The sequence below is a fragment of the Bartonella rattimassiliensis 15908 genome, assembly GCF_000278215.1.
Classification (GTDB): domain Bacteria; phylum Pseudomonadota; class Alphaproteobacteria; order Rhizobiales; family Rhizobiaceae; genus Bartonella; species Bartonella rattimassiliensis.
In genome coordinates this window covers 9247-13475 of sequence record NZ_JH725072.1, presented here as the reverse complement: position 1 = coordinate 13475, position 4229 = coordinate 9247, and the positions used below count along the sequence as shown (strand labels likewise).

Annotated in this window: 6 protein-coding genes; 3 read left to right on the top strand and 3 right to left on the bottom strand. The window is 33.3% G+C overall.

Annotated elements, in window-relative coordinates:
- A partial coding sequence (repC, locus tag MCY_RS08780) for a replication initiation protein RepC (protein WP_007348025.1) occupies positions 1-321 on the top strand: 321 nt, incomplete at its 5' end.
- Positions 322-345: 24 nt separating this feature from the next.
- A complete protein-coding gene (locus tag MCY_RS08775; protein ID WP_007348024.1) occupies positions 346-1392 on the top strand; it encodes a Fic family protein in 1047 nt (348 codons plus the stop codon).
- Between the two features lie 281 nt (positions 1393-1673).
- Here the strand turns inward: MCY_RS08775 and MCY_RS08770 are convergent, their stop codons facing one another.
- The 3 genes from MCY_RS08770 to MCY_RS09740 all read right to left on the bottom strand — a co-directional run bounded on the left by MCY_RS08770 (position 1674) and on the right by MCY_RS09740 (position 3174).
- Positions 1674-1940, bottom strand: coding sequence for a hypothetical protein (locus MCY_RS08770; protein ID WP_007348023.1), 267 nt, complete (start codon positions 1938-1940; stop codon positions 1674-1676).
- A gap of 3 nt (positions 1941-1943) precedes the next feature.
- The gene (locus MCY_RS08765) at positions 1944-2624 is read right to left on the bottom strand and encodes a ParA family protein (protein WP_007348022.1); all 681 of its coding nucleotides are present in this window, start codon (positions 2622-2624) and stop codon (positions 1944-1946) included.
- Between the two features lie 409 nt (positions 2625-3033).
- A complete protein-coding gene (locus MCY_RS09740) occupies positions 3034-3174 on the bottom strand; it encodes a helix-turn-helix domain-containing protein (RefSeq protein ID WP_007348021.1) in 141 nt (46 codons plus the stop codon).
- 72 nt (positions 3175-3246) lie between these two features.
- Between MCY_RS09740 and MCY_RS10155 the strand changes: the two genes are divergently transcribed.
- Complete coding sequence (locus MCY_RS10155; protein ID WP_019224579.1) at positions 3247-3387, top strand: hypothetical protein; 141 nt, start codon at positions 3247-3249, stop codon at positions 3385-3387.
- The last annotated feature ends 842 nt before the right edge of the window (positions 3388-4229 follow it).

The window sequence follows — 4229 nt, the reverse complement described above, 5'->3', positions numbered from 1 at the left end:
AAATACATGGGAATTAAAAAAACTGCTCTCGCTATTGGAGTTATTTGTGAAAAATATGCTAGAGGAATTGTAAAATCCCCAGGAGGATATCTGCGCGGCATGATTGAGAAAGAAAAGCGAGGAGAACTCTATCTAGAATGGTCTTTGTTCGCTTTAGTCAAACATTCAGACCAGCAAGAAATAAATCCTTTAGACCTAGAAAAAAAGCACAAAACAAACCAAGAAGAAAAAAGTTCTTCGTTAAAATCAGAATTAAAGGAAGTTCTGAAAACCTTAAATAGATCAATAATTGCAAAAAAAGAGAATTTGTATTGTAATTAGGTATAATCAGGTATATGTTCCGGTATGCAAACAAATACATTTCAAATCACACAAGAATTATTGGTTCTTATTGCTGAGATTGCTGAGTTTAAAGGAGAATGGCGCGCTCTTGGTACTCTTGCTCCTGAAAGATTGAAGGCTCTTCGCCATATGGCTACTGTTGAAAGTATTGGTTCTTCTACTCGTATTGAAGGGAGAAAATTAACAGACCATGAGATTGAAACACTGTTGAAAAATTTAGAAATTAAACGTTTGAACAGTTGTGATGAACAAGAAGTTATTGGTTATGCCAAGGTTATGGAAACAATTTTTCAATCTTGGAGAAATATTTCAATTACAGAAAATTATATTAAACAACTTCATCGTGATCTTTTATCATACAGCAATAAAGATAAACGACATCGAGGGAAATATAAGATTTTACGTAATGATGTGGCAGCTTTTAAGTCAAAAGGAAAAAGGGGCGGTATCGTTTTTGAAACGGCTACACCATCTGATATACCAGATCGAATGCAAGAACTTATTAAATGGTTCAATAAAACAAGTGAATTAAAAGAGCTTCATCCTTTAATTGCAATTGCTATTTTTAAGGTCACTTTTTTAGCTATTCATCCTTTTCAAGATGGAAACTGGCGTTTAAGCCATGTCTTAACCACCTTGCTTTTGTTACAAAAAGGTTATGTTTATGTACCTTATTCATCACTTGAAAGGATTATTGAGAATAATAAAGAAAGCTACTATTTAGCTTTGAAGCAAACTCAAAAAACAATTTATACCTCAACTCCTAATTGGGAACCTTGGATACTCTTTTTTTTACGTGCTCTACAGGAACAAAAACGCCAATTAGAAATAAAAATAGAGAGTGAAAAAAAAGCTCTTTTTTCTTTATCTGAATTGGCTCTCAATATTCTTGATTATGTCCATAATCATGGACGTGTGACAACACGTAATATGGTACGTGAAATTGGTGCAAGTCCTAATACTCTTAAAGTAACCTTTACATCATTAGTGGAAAAAGGTCTGTTGATGCGTCATGGAAAAGGGCGTGCAATTTGGTATAGCCTACCTTAATTTTAAGGCTCAGGGCATAGTGATCATTGGTTTAATGTTCTTACGTTTAGTGAATAATTATAAGGCATTAATATGAATTTCTAATATCTTGGTAAAGACTTCTTCCACGCTCCAATAGCACAAATTTAACTGTCTTTAATTCAAGCATGTGCAAAAGAGATATAATAGGATACCTTATCTTATAGTATTATACCTTATAATATAATACTAAAGATATAATAAACTTAAATGTAAATTTAAGACAACTTAAACCTGAAAAACAGAAAGCAATGTATACAATGCTAATCGCTCTGCTTATAAGCATCCATTAATATTTCTAAAAACTCACCATGGCGATAGCGCTCTTTTTTAGCCATAGATTTAAAACGATTAATTGTAACTATGCTAGCTTTGATATTTATCTGTGCCTCATCTGATTGTTCACGACTTGGAAAGGTTACTGCCCTATCTATTTCTTTACGTTTTACAGTATTTAAGGCAGATTTAGTTTGTCGCGGTTTAAAAACATCAAGTTCTGAAAATTTTAATGGTTTTCTTTCTGTACTCATTCTTTAGTTTCCTTTCTGTTTAACTTGTTGTAGCTTTGTAATAACTTCCGCAACAAATGCTTCAGCATTACCAATCGCAGTTTCTAAATTATTGACTTCTTTGGGATTAAGGTTACGATGTGAACCTCCTATTGCAAAAATTGCAGAAAAGGCATCACGTTCATGGATTTCTGTTTCAAAAACATCAAGTTCTGGATTTTTTCTAAATTGAGATGATATAAAACGAGCAGTTCTGGATTTTGCAACGACTTTAGATTGAGTGAACAAAACAGCATAAGAGATAAGACGCCGTACAGCTTTCATATCTCTATGAATTTCTTTTATAATTTCAATAGCTGCTATAGCGTCTTGTTGTTGTTCCTTCATAGGAACAATTACAAAATCAGATTGACTAATGGCATAACTCGTTAAGCGTGAGGCTGTACCTTCTAGATCAACAATTACGAATGGATCTCTAACTGAAGCAATTTCTATTTCATCCAAAATAGTTTTTTCTGATTCATTAGTAATGACAGTAAGATTATCTGGCTTACCTGGCAATTCAGACCAAGTGGTGATAGGATGGCGCGGATCTGCATCTATAATTGTAACAGGTTTTACTTGTGCAAGTTCACAAGCTAAGATTAAAGCAGATGTTGTTTTTCCACTTCCCCCTTTTGAATTAGCAAATGAGATAACAGGCATTTTATTCCTCGGTAATAGGATATTATAAGGTATGATACCATACGCTATTATATCTTATGCTATAATAAGATACTAAATTATACGTTAATATAACTTATAATTCAAAATTTAGTTGATTTTTCACTCTTCCTATACCCTCAATCCATTAAGGATTAATGGTTACTATAAGATATAATATTATATCTTACTATAGAATAGAGTACTATATAATAAAGTATAATAGGGTATACACATGCCGGTATGTAAAAGCATTCATTTTACAATTCATTATGTTCACAGCTGACATATCCATATTTAAATTATACCTTTATCTTATGGCATTCAGCTTTAATCATTCGATTAATGTTTCAAGACAAATTACAGACAAGGAATTTCCTATGAATGTGCAAATAAACGTCAAAGGTACGGGTCATAATTTTTCATTTTCAATTGTAATATCAAGACCTAGCATTGCAAGCACATGCATGGTTTTTTCAACTTGAAAAGATTCTTTACCTCTTTCTAAGTCACGGACAAATCGCATCCCAACCCCTGATGTAGCTGCTCCCATACTGTTTGATCATCATTAGCTTGCTCTGCTGCTTCTTTTGCTATAGGGAAAGCTGATTTAGTTTTAATTCCTATGAGAAAAAGACAACTTGATGGATATCAGGTAGGAAAGGCCATTGCTTTAATAAAACAACAGAGTCAGTTTTTAAAAAGAGAAATCCCTTTTCGTATCGTATTTTCTATGACCAATACCTTAAATAATCGCGAAGGATAGCATATAGAGAAAACGTTAGAAAAAGCTAGTATTCCTAGTTTTTTGCTAACGCCGTTGTGAAAGTATTGGATAACGAAAATTTATTAAAGATAAAGTAACATGACAAAAAGAACTGAAGTTTCATTATAATGGATTTACGACACGTCATAGTGTAGAACTAAAACGTAGTAGTGGACATAGACGACGTAGTTTAAAAACAGTACGATTAACACTTGCAATTGAACCAGAAGTAGATGGCGGTGTTTTTCTAAATTGTCTTATTAAAAATTACATCATAAAAAATAAACATTAATATTTAAGATATTAAATGATCTCCTTCTGAAGCGAATTTTTTTACCTATAGAAATGTCATTAAAATGTGGATTTTTGGTTTGCACTTTGTATCCCCTCCATTTGCGAGCGACCTCGCATTGGTATTCCGGGAGTTGAAAGAGCTGAAACTTGGCTCAGCCTTTTGCTTTTAGTGCTTATAGCACTTAGACATAACAAAAGCTCCCGGAACCCGGGAATGCTCACATAGTGAGATAATTTTTTAGAACTTAGGGCTTTTAATCCCTTGTGATCGCTGCGTAGACGATCAACGATACCTCATTAGTAAAACAATTTCAGAATATTGGCAATAAGGATAGGTTTTTACTTACAAACTTTGTTTTTTAATGAGAGGCTACTACCTCTCAACCTCTCTGTGCACTCATCAGACTCATGACATTCTACCCAATCGCCTTTTAGTGGGTGGTCACAGTAATGTCTTGGTAATGGTTTTTCTTCAATTAGCAGCTTATTCATATTTTTACCGCGCTATTCCGCCTTACGCACGTCACGTTTAAATTGTCTTAAGCGAA

Bases quoted from the DNA above. Each gene is read 5' to 3' on its own strand.
- MCY_RS08775 (WP_007348024.1), top strand. From the start codon at position 346: ATGCAAACAAATACATTTCAAATCACACAAGAATTATTGGTTCTTATT.
- MCY_RS08770 (WP_007348023.1), bottom strand. From the start codon at position 1,940: ATGAGTACAGAAAGAAAACCATTAAAATTTTCAGAACTTGATGTTTTT.
- MCY_RS08765 (WP_007348022.1), bottom strand. From the start codon at position 2,624: ATGCCTGTTATCTCATTTGCTAATTCAAAAGGGGGAAGTGGAAAAACA.
- MCY_RS09740 (WP_007348021.1), bottom strand. From the start codon at position 3,174: ATGGGAGCAGCTACATCAGGGGTTGGGATGCGATTTGTCCGTGACTTA.
- MCY_RS10155 (WP_019224579.1), top strand. From the start codon at position 3,247: ATGAGAAAAAGACAACTTGATGGATATCAGGTAGGAAAGGCCATTGCT.